This is a genomic window from Bacteroides sp. DH3716P, from assembly GCF_025914115.1.
Lineage (GTDB): Bacteria > Bacteroidota > Bacteroidia > Bacteroidales > Bacteroidaceae > Bacteroides > Bacteroides ovatus.
The window spans coordinates 315,851-330,675 of sequence record NZ_CP083673.1; the positions used below are offsets into that span (position 1 = coordinate 315,851).

Genomic DNA, 14,825 nt, shown 5'->3' on the forward strand with positions numbered 1-14,825 from the left:
ACTTTAAACATTACCACTATGAATTCAAAAAGAAAAGACTTGCAATATGCTTCTGTCTTCTTATTGGCCGTGGCATTGACGTTCCTGATGGGGAAGGGTGATAATCTGTGGTTGGTGTCATGGGGTGACTTGATACCGAGTTTATTTGTACTGTTCATAGCAGGTGATTGTTTACATAGTTCCCTGCTTCGTATCAAACGTGGCGAAGAGGAGGGAGGAGCCCGGTGGAGTACTTGTTTCACTTTTCTGGTATTCAGCATTATTTTTATGGGCGACTTGTTCTTTATCGGCAACTTTATAGTCAATAAACTGTGGAGCTAAAAGAGATGTAATAAATCTGTTTCACAGGTGTTTAATAGTAGATTCTTCGTCTTAACTATAGCTTTTAGTTTACTTTAACTAGATAAATTAGTTTATGAACTAAAACTTTTCGTTATTTGCAGCAAACAAAGTTGCAGATATGAAAGGATTAACAGCAAAAGAAGAAGAAATCATGGGCTTTTTCTGGGAAAAAGGTCCCTTGTTCGTGAAGGAAATGTTGGCTTTCTATGAAGATCCCAAGCCACATTTCAATACATTATCTACGATTGTGCGTGGGTTGGAAGAAAAAGGTTTTCTAGCTCATTATACTTTCGGAAATACCTATCAATATTATCCCGTAGTTAGTGAAGAAGATTTTCGTAAAGGAACGCTGCGGAATGTGATTAGTAAGTATTTTAATAATTCTTACCTGAATGCCGTTTCTTCTTTGGTTAAGGAGGAAGATATTTCCTTGGATGAATTGAAACAGCTCATCGAGGAAGTGGAACAGGCTGACAAAAAACACTAATCTATTAAACGAAAATCTATGCTATGGGAGTTTTCTTCATTTATATATTAAAATCATCTGTTTGTCTTGTTCTGTTTTACCTGTTTTTCCGGTTATTACTTAGCAAGGAAACCTTTCATCGTTTCAATCGTATGGCTTTATTGGGAGTGTTGTTCTTTTCATTACTCATTCCTTGTATCGAAGTAACTACCCGGCATCAGGTTGAAGTGCAGCAGGCTGTGCTTTCCATTGAACAATTGCTATTGATGGCAGAGTTGGAGACTACTCCTGCCAATGTCGGTGCAGTGCAGGAGACGTCGGCCATATCTTGGGTACAGATTGTTCTGTTGGTCTATTGGGCGGGTATTCTGTTTCTTGCCTGTCGCAATATCTATTCTTTGATTTGTCTCTTTCGGTTGGTACATTCCGGCAAACATGAGAAGTTGGAGAAAGGGGTTACACTTGTGGTGCATAATCAGGAGATAGTTCCGTTCAGTTGGATGAAGTATATTGTCATCAGCCGGAAAGACTTGGAGGAAAACGGGAGGGAAATCCTTATTCATGAAATGGCTCATATTCACCATCGCCATTCAGTAGATTTATTGGTGGCGGATATTTGCATCTTTTTCCAATGGTTCAATCCTGGTGCATGGTTGTTGAAACAAGAGTTGCAGAACATTCATGAGTATGAAGCGGACGAGACCGTCATTAATGAGGGTGTAAACGCGAAAGAATATCAACTATTATTAATAAAAAAAGCCGTTGGCACAAGGCTCTACTCTATGGCCAACAGCTTTAATCACAGTAAACTTAAAAAACGTATCACTATGATGTTAAAAGAAAAATCGAATCCGTGGGCACGGTTGAAGTACTTGTATGTACTTCCGTTGGCAGCTATTGCAGTAACTGCTTTTGCCCGTCCTGAAATCTCTGAAAAAGTGGAAGAGATTTCTGCAGTCAAAGTTAATGATTTGGCGGAAATTGTGGAAAAAAAGAGTGAAGAAAATGTTGTTAAGGAGCCTATTGATACTACCAAGAATAAGGTAGTAGTGGTAGGTTATCGTACAGAAAAAAAAGATTCTGTCTTAACATCCGGGAAAAAGAAGGTGGCTATTTCGGTACAAGGAATTTCCGGTGAAGGAAAACCTTTGGTTATTATTAATGGGAAAGAGTCTGAACGTGAAGTAGTAAATGCTTTGAATCCTGAACGTATTGAAAGTGTGTCTGTCATAGGTCCTGAAAAAGCTATTAAGATTTATGGAGAAAAGGCTAAGGATGGAGTGATGGATATAAAACTATATTCGGAAAAAAAGTTTGCGCCGAGAAAGATTGAAATCGAAGGCATTAATAAAACAAGGTTGGATGCATTAAATAGTGGGGCAAAGAGTTGGGGAGCTACGTTTCGTTCTGCTGATGGAGGTAAACCTTTGGTTATAATTGATGGCAAAGAGGCTACAGGTGATGATCCTTTAGCGAATATTTCTCCTGATCGTATTAGGAGTATATCTGTATTGAAAGATAAGACTGCATTGGCTGCTTATGGTGATAAGGGAAAGAATGGAGTGATTGAAGTAAATCTATTAGTGAAAGAAGAATATCAAGCCCGTCAAATTTCTATTCGTGCTATTAATGATACAGTGACTTCAACAATAAAAGTAACTGCATCTGAAGAATAGCAGTAGATTTTAGATGTCTTCTGTTTCTAAATATTGTCAAAATATAATGTTATAAAGATTGACGGAGGTACGCTAGTATCTCCGTTTCTTGTTCCGGGTGGAACCATTTTATTTCTTCATCTCTTTTGAACCAGGTCATCTGTTTACGCGAATAAATGCGGGAGTTTTGCTTGATTTTGTCTATAGCAAAGGAGAGTTCCCATTCTCCGTCCAGATATTTGAACAGTTCTTTATAGCCTACTGTATTGAGTGAATTGAGGTGACGATAGGGAAGTACGGAACGTACTTCTTCCAATAATCCTTCCTCCATCATCTGGTCTACCCGACGGTTGATACGGTCATAAAGTTCTTCCCGATCACGAGTCAGGCCGACTTTCAGAATACGGAAAGGACGCTGTTTTTTTTGTTGGGTGCGAAAAGAAGTATAAGTGCGTCCGGTCATATAGCAAATCTCCAACGCATGAATCACCCGCTTGGGATTCTTCAGATCTACAATCCGGTAATATTCCGGATCTAACAGGCGAAGTTCTGCGCAGAGTTGTTCAAGGCCTTCCTCTTCATACTTTTGTAACATGAGTTGACGGGTTTCCGCATCAACGGTAGGAATATCGTCAATTCCCTTACAGATAGCGTCTACATACATCATTGAGCCACCAGTGAGAATCACGACTTCGTGTTGCGTGAATAATTTCTCCAGAATTTCCAGTGCTTCTGTTTCGTATTGGGCAGCGCTGTAATAGTCTGTGAGGTGGAGCGTGCCGACCAGTTGATGGGGGACACGTTTGAGTTGGTCGGGAGTAGGAGCTGCCGTGCCTATTTTTAATTCGGCATAAAGCTGTCTCGAATCGGCAGATACAATGCTTGTCTGAAATGTTTCTGCCAAGCGCAGGCTCAACTCCGTTTTCCCCACACCTGTAGGACCTATAAGAACAATGAGAGTAGGCATAGATTTTTAAGTATTAAGTATAGAAGTATTAAGTATTAAAGCGTACGGGACTAAAAAAATATTAGGTATTAACTGCCTGACACTACATAGCAATTAATACCTAATACTTGATATTTAATACTTAAAATTTTTCTTCTTCGTATGGGCTGCTAGTGTCACCACCTATGTCAAATCCTTCCTGATCGAAATCTTCCATGTCGAAGTCCTGGTCTCCATAGAAGTTTTCATCCAGATCAAGAGAACCTCCCGCAGCGGTCATTTCTTCAAAATCTACCGTTTGTTTAGGAGCATCTCCTGATTTCTTGGTACATTTGGCACCATTCATATCTTTTCCGGTGATAATTTCGGATAGTTCGATGAAGAAACAACGTTCTGTTATGTAATCGAATACATATAGCAGTTTCTGTTTTTCGTCTTCTACCAGTTCACTGATAGCAGTGTCTTTCATTACCCAGCTATCTATTTCCGGATTGTCGTCCATTTCTTCTAAGGTTACTTCTTTTCCTTTTTCCCAGTCGTCATCGCAGATAAAGAAAGAAGTCATCTGGTCGTTTGCGTACCCTACTGATTTCAGTATTGCTTCATGGAAGTCATAAAAAGTTGCTTCCGGATCAATTTGTATTTCTCTGACAAAATCGTCAACTTCATCAGATATGATAGTAAATCTGTATATCATAATATGACTATTTTGAACTGTTTATTTAATAATACCACGTTCTGAATTACGGATAAAATTGACTATATAGTCAATCTCCGGGCTCTTTTCGAATTCATCTTCTATTTTTTTCAATGCTTCTGTCGTGTTCAAACCACTTTGGTAGATGATACGATATGCATTGTGAATACTTTCGATCACTTCATTGGAGAAGCCACGACGGCGCAAGCCGATGATATTGATTCCGCTAAAAGCGATCGGTTCACGTCCTGCAATGATGTAAGGAGGAATATCTTTACTGAAACGGCATCCGCCCTGAATCATTACATGACTGCCTACATGACAGAATTGATGCATCAATACATTGGCGCTGACAATCGCGTTATCATCAATGACGATTTCGCCTGCCATCTTGGTAGAGTTACCGATGATACATCCGTTACCAACCAATGCGTCGTGTGCTACGTGTACACCTTCCATCAATAAATTGTTATTTCCCACAATCGTGCGCCCTTTAGCTGCCGTACCACGGTTGATTGTTACATTTTCACGAATCAGATTATTATCTCCGATTTCGGCTGTCGATTCTTCACCGCGAAACTTGAGGTCCTGCGGAATGGCTCCGATAACGGCACCCGGAAAAATCGTGTTTCCGTTACCAATACGTGAACCGTATAAAATATTGGCGTTAGCCATAATTTTATTGTTGTCGCCGATAACTACGTTCTTATCTATAAATACAAAAGGCGCAATTTCTACATTTTCTCCGATCTTAGCTTCGGGATGGATATACGCTAAAGGACTTATCATGCTTTTAAATATCAATTATTACTTATTTTTTACTATTTGTGCCATGAATTCTGCTTCGCAAACAACTTTCTCGCCGACAAACGCATATCCTTTCATGGTAGAAATGCCACGGCGGATAGGTGCCAGCAGTTCTACACGAAAGATGATTGTATCTCCCGGCACTACTTTCTGACGGAATTTCACTCCATCTATTTTCATGAAATAGGTAGAATAACGTTCAGGATCATCTACGGAATTCAAGACGAGCAAGCCTCCGACTTGTGCCATTGCTTCCACTTGAAGTACTCCCGGCATAACGGGCTCCTGTGGAAAATGTCCCTGGAAGAAAGGTTCGTTGGCTGTGATGTTTTTAATACCTACAATGTAGTTGGCACCAATTTCAATCACTTTGTCCACCAGTTGGAAAGGATAGCGGTGCGGTAACAATTCGCGGATGCGGTTTACATCCATTATCGGCTCGCGGTTACAGTCGTAACTTGGTGCCTGTATTTCGTGCAGACGGATTTCTTTCCGCATCTGGCGGGCAAATTTATTGTTGATGGTGTGTCCCGGACGGGTAGCGATGATACGGCCTTTAATCGGTTTGCCAATTAAAGCGAGGTCACCAATGACATCCAGCAGTTTGTGACGGGCACATTCATTGGGCCAAACTAACGGTTTGTGATTGATATAGCCTAACTGATCGGCATCCATGTGAGGTACTCCCATCACATCTGCCAACTTATCGAAGCTTTCCTGTGACATCTTGCGTTCGTAGATTACGATCGCATTGTCCAGGTCGCCACCTTTAATCAATCCGGCGGAGAGCAACGGCTCTATTTCACGAACAAAGACGAAAGTACGGCTGGCAGCCACTTCGTCTTTGAAATTATGCATATCTTCAAGGGTAGCAAACTGATTCGGGATAATAGTCGAATCGTAAGAAACCAGTACATTCAGACTGAAATTCTCGTCAGGTAGTACAATAATAGAAGAACCAGTCGTTTCATCCCGGAACTCAATTTTAGACTTGATAATATAAAAGTCTTTGACGGCATTTTGTTCTACTGTTCCTACACGTTCTATTTCTTGTACGTAATATTGTGCACTACCATCTAAAATAGGAAATTCCGGTCCGTTAACTTGGATCAGGCAGTTATCAATGCCCAATGCGTAAAGGGCTGCCATACCATGTTCAATGGTGCTTACTTTGACTCCATTTTTCGACAATACAGTACCACGGGTGGTTTCTGTTACATTGTCGGCTACTGCGTCGATAGTTGGTTGTCCTTCTACGTCAATGCGTTGGATTTTATATCCGTGATTGTCCGGAGCTGGATTGAATGTTACAGTGAGATCAAGTCCAGTGTGAAGACCTTTCCCGCTCAGTGAAAAGCTATCTTTCAGCGTTTTTTGTTTCAGCATTGGTTACTTATTTACTTATTTAATAGTTGTTTTAATTCTTCTATTTCTTTGCGCAAGTTACGCAGTTCTTTCTGCATATCCGGCAGGCTTCTTTGTGCAATGGATGATTTGAAATATTGCTTCAGTTCCATAGGAGGAGTTCCGATAAGCTGGCTACCGGACTTGATGTCTCCCGGCACACCTGATTGTGCGCCTAATCCAACTTTATCTCCTATTTTAGCATGTCCTGCAATACCTACCTGACCACCGATCATACACCATTCACCCACTTTGGTAGAACCGGCAATTCCGGCTTGCGCAGCCATAACGGTATGCGAACCTATTTCATCATTGTGTGCTATTTGTATCAGATTGTCTAACTTGACACCGCTGTGTACTACCGTAGCTCCCATTGTAGCACGGTCTACACACGTATTAGCACCTATATCTACTTTATCTTCCAGAATAACAATTCCGATTTGCGGAATCTTATCATATCCGTTCGGAGTGGGAGCAAAACCAAATCCGTCAGCTCCGATCACTGCACCCGAATGAAGGATACATTCATTACCTATGCGGCAGTCATGATAAACATTTACATTGGAGTAAAGCAGGCAACTGTTGCCTATCTTCACGCCGTCTCCAACGAAAGTGTGGGGGTAAATTTGAGTATTATCTCCAATCACGGTATTTTCACCGATATAGGCAAAAGCACCGATGTATACATTCTCACCAATTTTGGCGCTGGGTGCAACGAAAGCTAATGAATCTATCCCTTGTTTCTTAGGCTTGCTCATCTCATAAAGATTGAGCAATTTAGCTAGACTTTCGTATGCATTGTCTACTTTGATAAGAGTAGCTTTAATTTCGTGTTCGGGAGTGAAGTCCTTATTAACCAAGACAATGCTTGATTGTGTTTCGTAGATGTAAGGTGTATATTTGGGATTTGACAGGAAAGAAATTGCTCCGGGCATTCCCTCTTCAATTTTAGCGAATGTGTGTACCGTAGCGTTTTCGTCTCCAATGATTTCCCCTTGGATAAATGCTGCAATTTGCTTAGCCGAGAACTCCATGTCTTTTATTTAAAATTTAATTAGTTCACAAATAACGGATTTTTTTTTCAGATTTCCGTGTTATTGCATGAATATTTTATACTTATCTGTGTAATCTCTGATAGCAGAGATAGTATTTCTTTACCTTTTTGGACAATAATGAGATGTTCAGCATGTCCGATGCTTCGGCAATATTTTTGATAGTGCCGTCTTTGTAGATAATATCAATACTGTCATCTGCCGGGTCATACATATTCTTTTCGATGCTGGGGGTAGAGACAAAATAGTTCGCTTCGGAAAGGGTTATGCCTAGTTGCTGGCTGATGTGCAAAGTTAATTCTTTTTTTCTGTCCTCACTAATAGGTTCCGACGAAATTTCCACTTTAAAGATATTTCGGTTTATCATTCCCGTGCTTAAAGTGGAAAGTACCTTATCTGTGTGGGTGCTCCACACTTTCAAGGCTGTCCATATATCATTGTCGTCCAGCTGGATAAAATTCTCCAGACAGTCGGGGTTGTTATAGAATTCCGTTGGATTGATATCATTGTAAAGGAAAAAACGTAATGCAGGAGATGCAAACAGTTCCACTCCTTGTGAAGCCAGTTCTTTGGCACGCAAGAGAGTACTAATCAGCATCTTTTCGTATGCCACAGACGTCTTATGCAGGTATACTTGCCAGTACATCAGGCGACGTGCCGTGAGGAAATTCTCGATAGAATAGATCCCTTTGGATTCGACAACCAAACGGTCATCCGCTACATCAAGCATTTTGATGATTCGGGCAGAGCCGATGTTACCTTCCGTTACGCCTGTATAAAAGCTGTCGCGGCGAAGATAATCAAGTCGGTCCATATCCAACTGACCGCTTACGAGTTGATGCAGAAAGCGTTTCGGGTATTCGTCCTTGAAGATTTGAATGGCAAGACTCAGCTGGCCGTTCATCTCTTTGTTCATCCGTTCCATCAACATAAGAGAAATCTCTTCGTGCGAGACTCCTTTTACAATCGTGTCTTCCAGTACATGCGAGAAAGGGCCGTGTCCTATATCATGCAACAGGATGGCAGCCTGCACGGCCTCCGCTTCACTATCAAAGATAAAATTGCCTTTGGAGGCCAGTTGGGTGATAGCTTCACTCATCAGGTGAAAAGCACCTAAGGAGTGTTGGAAGCGGGTGTGTTGTGCACCGGGGTACACAACAGATGATAATCCTACTTGCTTGATGCGGGTAAGACGCTGCAAAAGGGGATGCCGTACTATATCGTACAGTAACCCCTTTGGAATATTGATGAACCCGAATACGGGGTCGTTAATTATCTTTCTTTCGTAAGGCATTCGTTTTCTTTAGAGATCCTTTTTCCCTTTTCAGAGAATTGCTTTGAGTTGTTCAGCCATTTGTGCTTGCACTTCTTGTGCGGCGGTGCGGGCAGCTTCTGCAAATTTCTCTGTTTTATCTACGTAGATAATACCACGCGACGAGTTAACAATCAATCCGCATGTACTGTTCATACCATATTTGCAAACTTCTTCGAGTGAACCGCCTTGTGCTCCCACGCCTGGTACGAGAAGGAAATGGTTCGGGACAATCTTGCGGATGTCCTCAAAAGCACGTCCTTGAGTAGCACCTACCACATACATCATGCGGTCATCGCCAGCCCATTCCTGTGATTTGCGTAATACTTTCTCGAACAGACGTTCGCCGTTTACGTCTTCTGTCAATTGGAAGTCATGAGATCCTTTGTTGGAAGTCAATGCCAACAGGATCACCCATTTGCCTTCGTAGGTAAGGAACGGAGTAACGCTGTCTTCACCCATGTAGGGGGCTACTGTTACAGAGTCGATATCCAATTCTTCAAAGAATGTGCGGGCATACATTGCAGAAGTATTTCCGATGTCACCACGCTTTGCGTCAGCGATGATGAATTGATCCGGATAGTTATCTTTGATATATTTTACTGTCTTTTCAAATGCGATCCATCCTTTTACACCCATGCTTTCATAGAAAGCCAGATTGGGTTTGTAGGCGATACACAAATCAGCTGTCGCGTCAATGATTGCTTTGTTGAATGCAAAGATCGGATCTTCTTCTTTCAACAGATGTTCCGGGATTTTCTTGATATCAGTATCAAGTCCTACACAAAGGAATGATTTTTTGCGCTTTATGTTTTCAAATAATTGTTGCTTATCCATCTTGTTATTTACTATTTTGCAATTTACTATTTACTATTTTAAGAAACCGTTCTCAACTCTCAATTCTCAACTCTCCACTTCTCTAAAGTTCGCTTTCTTTCAGGCGTTCTGCATTTTCCGCTACGATCAGATGGTCGATACAATCCTGGATATCCCCGTCCATGAAGGCTGCCAGATTATAGATTGTATAGTTGATGCGGTGGTCGGTGATACGTCCCTGGGGATAGTTGTAAGTTCGTATTTTGGCTGAACGGTCTCCGGTAGATACCATTGTCTTACGTTTGGAGGCAATGTCATCGATATATTTCTGATGTTCTTTGTCGTAGATAAAAGTACGGAGACGGGCCAAGGCGCGCTCTTTATTTTTCGGCTGGTCGCGTGTCTCGGTACATTCGATAAGGATTTCTTCGGCAATACCGGTGTTCGGGTTCTTCCAGATATAGCGCAGACGTACTCCGGATTCTACCTTGTTTACATTCTGTCCGCCGGCACCGCCGCTTCGGAAAGTGTCCCATTTGATTTCTCCTTCGTTGATGACTACATCGAATTCTTCAGCTTCGGGAAGCACGGCCACGGATGCGGCTGAAGTGTGAACACGTCCTTGCGTTTCCGTCGCAGGAACACGCTGTACGCGGTGTACTCCCGATTCGTATTTTAAAATTCCGTATACATTATCGCCTGTCACACTACAAACAATTTCTTTGAATCCACCGGCTGTCCCTTCGTTCGCATTGGAGACTTCCATTTTCCAACCTTTGGTTTCACAGAATTTGGCATACATACGGAAGAGGTCGCCGGCAAAGATAGCTGCTTCGTCGCCTCCTGCACCTCCGCGGATTTCGAGAATAGCGTTCTTGCTGTCTTGCGGATCGGCAGGGACAAGCATCAGTTTGATTTCTTCTTCCAATACCGGAAGGCGCTCTTGACTATTGTCCATTTCTTCTTTCGCCATTTCGCGCATTTCAGCGTCCGATTCATTGGCAAGGATATTTTTAGCTTCTTCAATATTACCCAGTAATTGGATATATTCTTTCCTTGCTTTCATCAAGTCGTCTAATTCCTTATATTCTTTAGTCAACTTGACATAACGTTTCTGGTCGGCAATCACTGCCGGGTCTGTGATAAGGGTAGATATTTCTTCAAAACGGGCTACGAGTCCGTCTAATTTTTCTAGTATGGTACTATTGTCTGCCATTCTTTAATATCTAAATTCTCCGAATTCGCTCTTAATGATTAATTCTGTTTGCTCGCATGCTTCAACACGTCCTACAATCTGTGCCGGGATACCGAATGACTCGGAGATAGCTATCACTTTTTCTGCATGTTCCGGTGACAGGTAGACTTCAAGACGATGTCCCATATTGAATACCTTGTACATTTCTGCCCAGTCCGTACCGCTTTGTTCCTGGATCGTTTTGAATAAAGGAGGAACAGGGAAAAGATTATCTTTTACTACGCGTACGTTTTCTACAAAATGCAGAACTTTAGTTTGTGCACCACCGGAGCAGTGTACCATTCCGTGGATTTCCGGACGCAATGCATCAAGCAATTTTTTGACTACCGGTGCGTATGTACGAGTAGGAGAGAGTACTAACTTACCTGCATTAATTGGAGAATCTTCCACGCTGTCTGTTAGTTTTAATTTACCGGAATAAACTAACTCTTCAGGAACTGCAGCATCATAGCTTTCCGGATATTTTTCAGCAAGATATTTTCCGAATACGTCGTGGCGGGCACTTGTTAAACCATTACTGCCCATACCGCCATTGTATTCTTTCTCGTAAGTAGCTTGTCCGTAAGAAGCCAGACCAACGATCACGTCACCCGGACGAATATTGGCATTGTCGATAACGTCTGAACGTTTCATGCGGCAAGTTACGGTAGAGTCAACGATGATGGTACGTACCAAATCGCCGACATCAGCAGTTTCACCACCGGTTGCATATACGCCTACACCCATTTCACGGAGTTCGGCCAGCAATTCGTCTGTTCCGTTGATGATGGCGGAGATTACTTCTCCGGGAATCAACAGTTTGTTACGTCCAATAGTAGATGAAACAAGGATATTGTCTACGGCACCTACACAAAGCAGGTCGTCGATATTCATAATCAATGCATCCTGCGCAATACCTTTCCAAACGGACAAATCACCCGTTTCTTTCCAGTACATATAAGCGAGAGATGATTTGGTTCCGGCACCATCGGCATGCATAATATTGCAATATTCCGGGTCACCTCCCAATATGTCCGGGATAATTTTGCAAAACGCTTTTGGAAAGATTCCTTTGTCGATGTTCTTGATGGCGTTGTGCACATCTTCTTTTGATGCGCTTACTCCACGCATCATGTATCGTTGATTACTCATGAGTTATAGAATTATATTGTATACGGCTGCAAAAGTACAGCTTTTTTTTGGTACAGCCTAGAAAAACAGTCAGGTAAATTCCGGAGTAAACTTTCGATTATCATACGGCTATGCGTGTAAAGCCAAGATTATAATGCATATTTTATATGTTCACTCCAGATTGAATCAATCAGTTTTCCGACTGTGGCATGGCACCTTAAACTATATTCACTGATGTTTATATTGTACTTTTCAAGCAATGCTTTTCTTAAATCAGCATACTGAATTTCTGCAACATAGAAACCTGTATTAAGTGTTATTAGTTTTCCCTTGCAGAAAGGGCGAACGAAATTGAATACATCATTTTTAGAACTGAACTTTCTCTTCTTTTGAGCTGGCGGAAGTGTATTGGGAATTATAGAAGTCTTTCTTTCCCATATTGCATTAACAAGATTTCCTATGGTAAATAGATTACTGATTGCTTTCTCACTATATGTTAATTCATAATCTTTATCTAAGATTTGAATTAAAGGATATATACGTAAACCTGCAGTGATGATATTGGTGTCAAGAGTTATTAAAGATCCTGTACATAAACTTCGAACCAATCCAAATACATCATTCTTGTTCTTGAATGCTTTGTTTTTATTTGAATTTACTACAGACGAATTTCCTGATGCCATATTTGTAGATCTGTTGACAGAAGGCGCTTCTTGTTTGGGTACGATAGGCTTTGATTGAGGTTGTGTTTTGACTTTTTGCTCTGCTAAAAGATCCTCATATTCTTTCTGTACTTTTCTAGCTTTAGTTTGTTCATCGGACAGGCGTTTTTGTAATTGTTTGTTTTCTTCTATAGAACACAATAAACGCTTCTCTTTATCGCGTAAATCATTTTTTATTTTTTCATTTTCTCTTGTGCTTTCTATTATGGAAAACTCTAATTCTTTGATTCGAGAATCTGATTCTTTATTTAGGATTTGCATCTGCTTGATTTCAATCTTAGCTTTTTGTATGGCAGATTCATTCTTTTTTAAATTCTCATTCATACTATTGCAATCTTCGGTAGCCTGCAAAAGAGAACGTTGCAATCGTTGATTTTCGATTTCTAAATTACTTTTTATGGTCTGCAGTTCGCTCACCATATTTATACTACGCCAATTGGTTCGCGCTACAGACAATTGTTTCTCATCCAATTGATAAGTGTCATTTCCATCAATGTAGTATAATATAGGAAAAGTCCAACCACATCTGCTGCAAAAATTAGAAGATATTGACACTTCCTTATCACATATAGGGCATATCTTGGTTGTATTTCCTATATATGTTTGTTTTTCAAATATTTGGTTGACTACATCTATTTGTTGTAAAGTCAAACGTTGACAGTCTTTTGCCAAAATGCTGATTTCTTCTTTTATCTTTTCCTTCTTTGCTTCAGCCTCTTTCTCTTGTCTAAGCTTTTCTTCTTCCCGTTGTTTTTGGGCAATATCTTCTTTGACTTTATTAATGGCACGGAGCAAATCTTTTAATGCATTTTGGGGATTTTCTTGATAATCGATATAATCTAATGGACGTATCAGAAGTTTAAATTTTTTGTTGTACTGGCAATTATCTATTTTTACAGGAATGATTGCTTTTTCTCCATCCAAAGCTTCGAATATTTCGCCCGCAGTCCATATCGATTCATTTGAATGTTTGGAGGATATAAATATGAGCATCTTAGATTCAGCTATTGCGCCTGTGATAATTTCAATGAACTCTTGTCCACTGTAAATTCCGTCTTTATCGAACCAGTAGGTAATACCATTTTCATCGAATACATTTTGGATTTCCGCTATGGCATTACCAGGTATTACATTGTAGTTTTCATCAACGTAATCTCTGCGTGAATAGCTTATAAAAACATCGTATTTGTATTTCATGTTATATTGTATTTACTAAAATGTGACCTCTGATTTATAGTGCGAATATACTCTTTTTGAGTGGAATAAAGAATAACAAAGAAATATTTTGTGAAAAAAAAGACGACATAAAGTAGTGTTCGATATTAGTACTTAAAATAGTTGTTGAAAATTTGATAATTAATTGATTCTCTATTGAAACAGATACTTGATTATTTCCAAGCGAATGCTTTAAGATTGCATCACGAATATAATGATTTAATGCTGTAAAATGACATTTGTGATTAAATGGAAAATAAATGTACTTTTCTATTAGAAAACCATGCTTATCTGGGCCATCTTTTGTAAAATGTGAGGTGGATATAAATAAAAATAGTGGGAAAGTTTCTTCTTTTCCCACCAGCTAAAGATTTATTTATATTGCTAAGTATCTCTAAATGTAAAATATAAAGATCGATTTAGCCTCTTTTTAGAATTCTACCTTCGGAGCCTTCTCACTTCCTTCTTCTGCTTCAAAATATGCTTTCTTATCAAAGCCGAACATTCCTGCAAAGATATTTTTGGGGAAACGGCGGATATTGGTGTTATAAGCCTGTGCAGCATCATTGAAATTTTTGCGCGCTACATTGATACGGTTTTCAGTTCCTTCCAGTTGAGCCTGTAATTCCAGGAAGTTTTGATTAGCTTTTAAGTCCGGATAATTCTCGGTAATAGCTAATAACTTGCCCAGTGCTGATGTTACAGCACCTTGTGCCTTTTGGTATTGCGCCAACTTTTCTGGTGTCAGATCGGCAGCGTCCACTTTAATTTGAGTTGCTTGGCTACGTGCGGCAACAACTCCTTCCAATGTTTCCTTCTCATGTGTTGCATATCCTTTCACGGTGTTTACCAGATTAGGAATCAAGTCGGCACGACGTTGGTATTGAGTTTCTACATTTGCCCATTGACCACTTACATTCTCGTCCATAGTAACCAGACCGTTATATACACTTACTGCCCATATGACAAGGATAGCCACAACGGCTAAGATGATAATAATTGACTTCTTCATGTTTCTTGTTTTTA

General features: G+C 40.4%; 15 protein-coding genes. 3 read left to right on the forward strand and 12 right to left on the reverse strand.

The window, feature by feature from the left end; translation table 11 throughout:
- Window positions 1–18 precede the first annotated feature (18 nt).
- From KQP79_RS00940 to KQP79_RS00950, 3 genes are all read left to right on the forward strand, one after another.
- Window positions 19–321, forward strand: coding sequence for a hypothetical protein (locus KQP79_RS00940; RefSeq protein ID WP_004301693.1), 303 nt, complete (start codon window positions 19–21; stop codon window positions 319–321).
- 139 nt (window positions 322–460) lie between these two features.
- Window positions 461–829: a BlaI/MecI/CopY family transcriptional regulator gene (locus tag KQP79_RS00945; protein ID WP_004301694.1), complete on the forward strand. Its 369-nt coding sequence runs from the start codon at window positions 461–463 to the stop codon at window positions 827–829.
- A 23-nt stretch (window positions 830–852) separates the two neighbouring features.
- Complete coding sequence (locus KQP79_RS00950; protein WP_061448064.1) at window positions 853–2,484, forward strand: M56 family metallopeptidase; 1,632 nt, start codon at window positions 853–855, stop codon at window positions 2,482–2,484.
- Window positions 2,485–2,533: 49 nt separating this feature from the next.
- Here KQP79_RS00950 and miaA read toward each other — a convergent pair whose 3' ends face one another.
- The 12 genes from miaA to KQP79_RS01010 form a co-directional block, all read right to left on the reverse strand.
- Window positions 2,534–3,430, reverse strand: coding sequence for a tRNA (adenosine(37)-N6)-dimethylallyltransferase MiaA (gene miaA, locus KQP79_RS00955; protein WP_004308534.1), 897 nt, complete (start codon window positions 3,428–3,430; stop codon window positions 2,534–2,536).
- A 121-nt stretch (window positions 3,431–3,551) separates the two neighbouring features.
- Window positions 3,552–4,106, reverse strand: coding sequence for an IS1096 element passenger TnpR family protein (locus KQP79_RS00960; protein WP_004308535.1), 555 nt, complete (start codon window positions 4,104–4,106; stop codon window positions 3,552–3,554).
- Window positions 4,107–4,127: 21 nt separating this feature from the next.
- Entirely contained in the window at window positions 4,128–4,895 is a 768-nt protein-coding gene (gene lpxA, locus KQP79_RS00965) for an acyl-ACP--UDP-N-acetylglucosamine O-acyltransferase (protein WP_004320906.1), read from the reverse strand.
- An 18-nt stretch (window positions 4,896–4,913) separates the two neighbouring features.
- Window positions 4,914–6,299 carry a bifunctional UDP-3-O-[3-hydroxymyristoyl] N-acetylglucosamine deacetylase/3-hydroxyacyl-ACP dehydratase gene (locus KQP79_RS00970; RefSeq protein WP_004301699.1) on the reverse strand — a complete coding sequence of 462 codons (1,386 nt, stop codon included), beginning with the start codon at window positions 6,297–6,299 and terminating at the stop codon, window positions 4,914–4,916.
- An 11-nt stretch (window positions 6,300–6,310) separates the two neighbouring features.
- Window positions 6,311–7,351 (reverse strand): UDP-3-O-(3-hydroxymyristoyl)glucosamine N-acyltransferase, encoded by a 1,041-nt coding sequence (gene lpxD / locus KQP79_RS00975; protein ID WP_004308537.1) that lies wholly within the window; start codon window positions 7,349–7,351, stop codon window positions 6,311–6,313.
- Window positions 7,352–7,433: 82 nt separating this feature from the next.
- Entirely contained in the window at window positions 7,434–8,663 is a 1,230-nt protein-coding gene (locus tag KQP79_RS00980) for an HD domain-containing protein (RefSeq protein ID WP_004308539.1), read from the reverse strand.
- 30 nt (window positions 8,664–8,693) lie between these two features.
- Window positions 8,694–9,518 carry an orotidine-5'-phosphate decarboxylase gene (gene pyrF, locus KQP79_RS00985; protein WP_004301706.1) on the reverse strand — a complete coding sequence of 275 codons (825 nt, stop codon included), beginning with the start codon at window positions 9,516–9,518 and terminating at the stop codon, window positions 8,694–8,696.
- An 82-nt stretch (window positions 9,519–9,600) separates the two neighbouring features.
- Window positions 9,601–10,713, reverse strand: coding sequence for a peptide chain release factor 1 (prfA, locus tag KQP79_RS00990; RefSeq protein WP_004301709.1), 1,113 nt, complete (start codon window positions 10,711–10,713; stop codon window positions 9,601–9,603).
- Window positions 10,714–10,716: 3 nt separating this feature from the next.
- Window positions 10,717–11,883 (reverse strand): AIR synthase-related protein, encoded by a 1,167-nt coding sequence (locus KQP79_RS00995; RefSeq protein WP_008997792.1) that lies wholly within the window; start codon window positions 11,881–11,883, stop codon window positions 10,717–10,719.
- A 128-nt stretch (window positions 11,884–12,011) separates the two neighbouring features.
- Window positions 12,012–13,781, reverse strand: a complete 1,770-nt coding sequence (locus KQP79_RS01000; protein WP_004308543.1) for a TIR domain-containing protein — start codon at window positions 13,779–13,781, stop codon at window positions 12,012–12,014.
- Window positions 13,782–13,815: 34 nt separating this feature from the next.
- Window positions 13,816–14,160, reverse strand: coding sequence for a hypothetical protein (locus KQP79_RS01005; RefSeq protein WP_130060920.1), 345 nt, complete (start codon window positions 14,158–14,160; stop codon window positions 13,816–13,818).
- A 69-nt stretch (window positions 14,161–14,229) separates the two neighbouring features.
- Entirely contained in the window at window positions 14,230–14,811 is a 582-nt protein-coding gene (locus KQP79_RS01010; RefSeq protein WP_004304537.1) for a LemA family protein, read from the reverse strand.
- Between the last annotated feature and the right edge of the window lie 14 nt (window positions 14,812–14,825).

What these genes read in the sequence shown, in the direction of transcription:
- KQP79_RS00940 (WP_004301693.1), top strand. Translation starts at nt 19, where the DNA reads ATGAATTCAAAAAGAAAAGACTTGCAATATGCTTCTGTCTTCTTATTG.
- KQP79_RS00945 (WP_004301694.1), top strand. Translation starts at nt 461, where the DNA reads ATGAAAGGATTAACAGCAAAAGAAGAAGAAATCATGGGCTTTTTCTGG.
- KQP79_RS00950 (WP_061448064.1), top strand. Translation starts at nt 853, where the DNA reads ATGGGAGTTTTCTTCATTTATATATTAAAATCATCTGTTTGTCTTGTT.
- miaA (WP_004308534.1), bottom strand. Translation starts at nt 3,430, where the DNA reads ATGCCTACTCTCATTGTTCTTATAGGTCCTACAGGTGTGGGGAAAACG.
- KQP79_RS00960 (WP_004308535.1), bottom strand. Translation starts at nt 4,106, where the DNA reads ATGATATACAGATTTACTATCATATCTGATGAAGTTGACGATTTTGTC.
- lpxA (WP_004320906.1), bottom strand. Translation starts at nt 4,895, where the DNA reads ATGATAAGTCCTTTAGCGTATATCCATCCCGAAGCTAAGATCGGAGAA.
- KQP79_RS00970 (WP_004301699.1), bottom strand. Translation starts at nt 6,299, where the DNA reads ATGCTGAAACAAAAAACGCTGAAAGATAGCTTTTCACTGAGCGGGAAA.
- lpxD (WP_004308537.1), bottom strand. Translation starts at nt 7,351, where the DNA reads ATGGAGTTCTCGGCTAAGCAAATTGCAGCATTTATCCAAGGGGAAATC.
- KQP79_RS00980 (WP_004308539.1), bottom strand. Translation starts at nt 8,663, where the DNA reads ATGCCTTACGAAAGAAAGATAATTAACGACCCCGTATTCGGGTTCATC.
- pyrF (WP_004301706.1), bottom strand. Translation starts at nt 9,518, where the DNA reads ATGGATAAGCAACAATTATTTGAAAACATAAAGCGCAAAAAATCATTC.
- prfA (WP_004301709.1), bottom strand. Translation starts at nt 10,713, where the DNA reads ATGGCAGACAATAGTACCATACTAGAAAAATTAGACGGACTCGTAGCC.
- KQP79_RS00995 (WP_008997792.1), bottom strand. Translation starts at nt 11,883, where the DNA reads ATGAGTAATCAACGATACATGATGCGTGGAGTAAGCGCATCAAAAGAA.
- KQP79_RS01000 (WP_004308543.1), bottom strand. Translation starts at nt 13,781, where the DNA reads ATGAAATACAAATACGATGTTTTTATAAGCTATTCACGCAGAGATTAC.
- KQP79_RS01010 (WP_004304537.1), bottom strand. Translation starts at nt 14,811, where the DNA reads ATGAAGAAGTCAATTATTATCATCTTAGCCGTTGTGGCTATCCTTGTC.